A 2,326-nucleotide genomic window follows, 5' to 3' on the forward strand; every position below is an offset into this window, starting at 1 on the left:
GGGTACCGTTCCTCCGCTTACCGTTACATCAATCGAGCCGGTTGCATCACCAAAGCATTTTACATTAACAGCGCTATTGCTGGCGCTTAATGCGGCGGCTGGCTGCGTAATGGTGACGCTTTGGGTGGTGCTGCAGTTATTGGCATCAGTAATAGTAAGGTTGTAAGTTCCTGCCGCCAGATTACTAAGGTCTTCAGTGGTTGCCGTAGTGCCGCCGGTCCAGGCATAAGTATAAGGTGCTATCCCTCCGCTTACTGTTACATCGATCGCTCCAGTTGCTTCGCCGAAGCATTTTACATTAACTGCTGTATTGTTCGCACTTAATGCTGCTGCTGGCTGGATAATGGTAACGCTTTGGGTGGTACTACAGCCATTGGCATCAGTAATAGTGAGGTTGTAAGTTCCTGCGTTTAGACTACTAAGGTCTTCGGTGTTGGCCGTAGTACCTCCAGTCCAGACATAGCTATAAGGTGCCGTTCCACCACTTACCGTTACATCAATCGCTCCTGTTGCATCGCCAAAGCATTTTACATTAACAGCGCTATTGCTCGCGCTTAATGCGGCGGCTGGCTGCGTAATGGTTACGCTTTGGGTGGTACTGCAGTTATTGGCATCAGTAACTGTTACCATATATGAACCAGCAATAAGATTGCTGGCCGTAGCTGAAGTCTGTACCGGGCTTGTATTCCACGAATAAGTATATGGAGCTGTTCCACCAGTTGCTGAAACCGTAGCACTGCCTGTATCGGAACCAAAACAGGCTACATCAGTTTGTGTACTAATTGTAGCACTTAATGCAGCGGCAGGCTGTGTAATGGTTATGTCTTCGGTATCCGAACAGCCGTTTGCATCGGTAACCGTTACCGTGTAAACACCCGCTGCAAGATTGGCCGCAGTAGCGCTTGTTGTGCCATTGCTCCATAAATAGGTGTATGCACCGGTACCACCAACCGCTGAGGCGGTAGCACTTCCGGTATTCTGTCCAAAACATTTTACTTCAACCGGCGGAACATCAATACCGGCAACCAATGCACTTACTGGCTCGGTAATGGTAACCGTTGCTGTTCTAATGGTCCCTACATTATCGGTAACCGTTACAGTATAACTTCCTTTCGCAAGGTTATTTGCGGTAGCATCCGTTATACCATTGCTCCATGAATAAGTATAAGGAGCCGTACCTCCGGTTGCAGTTACCGTAGCTGAACCACCGCTTTCACCAAAACATTTCACATTTGTAGTGGACGTGGTAATATTAAGGGTTGATGCATCAATGGTGATGGTAACGGTTGTTGTGGCACAGTCGCCATTTGCATCACATACTTTGTAATTAAAAATATCCGTTCCGCTTACATTTGCATTAGGGATATAGGTATAAGTTCCATCTGTATTCATGGTCACTGTACCTAACGTTGCCCCACCGTTTGTGCCTATGAGTGTCCAGGTATTGCCACCATCGCCGCTCGGGGTATCGTTTGTAGCTGCATTACCTGTTACTGCAACGCCTGGGTCTGTTTGTCCATGGTCTGCAACAGCAACCGGCTGGCAGTTCCCCGCTGTGACTGTAAAGCTAAAAGCAGCTGTACAGCCTTTTCCGTCAGTAACGGTTACTGTGTAAGTTCCTGCTCCCTTATTGCTGATGTCTTGTGTCGTTTCTCCCGAATCCCATGCATAAGTATATGGTGTTGAACCACCCGAAAGCGTTATATCAACAGATCCGTTATTAGTGGCTCCACAGGTAGAATTGCTAACCATTCCTGTAATATTTATTGCTGCCGCAGGACCGGTTATGGTTACATCCTGGCTTGCAGTACAACCGTTTGCATCGGTAACGGTTACCGTATATGCTCCAGCCGCAAGGTTGCTCGCTGTGGCATCAGTCTGTACAGGAGTGGTAGTCCATGAATAGGTATAAGGGCTTACACCGCCTGTTGCCGTTGCAATAGCACTACCTGTACTGGCTCCAAAACAGTTTACATTCGTTTGCGCGCTGATTGTTGCCCTTAAAGTCGCTGGCTGTGTCAAGGTTACATCAGAAGACGGCCCAGAATTGCAAGAACCCAGTGTTGCGGTAACCGTGTAAGTTCCCGCCGGAGCCGTAACCGTACTGCCGTTGATTGTTGTGCCTGCTGACGGATTTACCGTATAAGTATTGGATGCATCATAATTACTAATGGTGAAGCTACCTGTTGGGGTACATGATGTAGGTTGTACAACCGTACCCAACGTCGGTACTGCAGGTGTAGCAGGCTGTGCATTGATTACAATGCTGGTTGCTGTTGAAGTACAGCCAGCAGCATTCCTGGTGGTTACCGAATAAGTACCCGAA

General features: G+C 48.1%; 1 protein-coding gene. It reads right to left on the reverse strand.

Annotated features, from left to right (window positions below):
* Positions 1-2,326, reverse strand: a 2,326-nt coding sequence (locus R2Q77_RS20960; protein WP_316805660.1) for a beta strand repeat-containing protein, incomplete at both ends; no start/stop codon positions are given.

Origin of the sequence: Pedobacter nototheniae, assembly GCF_032678625.1 — a bacterium.
GTDB lineage: Bacteria > Bacteroidota > Bacteroidia > Sphingobacteriales > Sphingobacteriaceae > Pedobacter > Pedobacter nototheniae_A.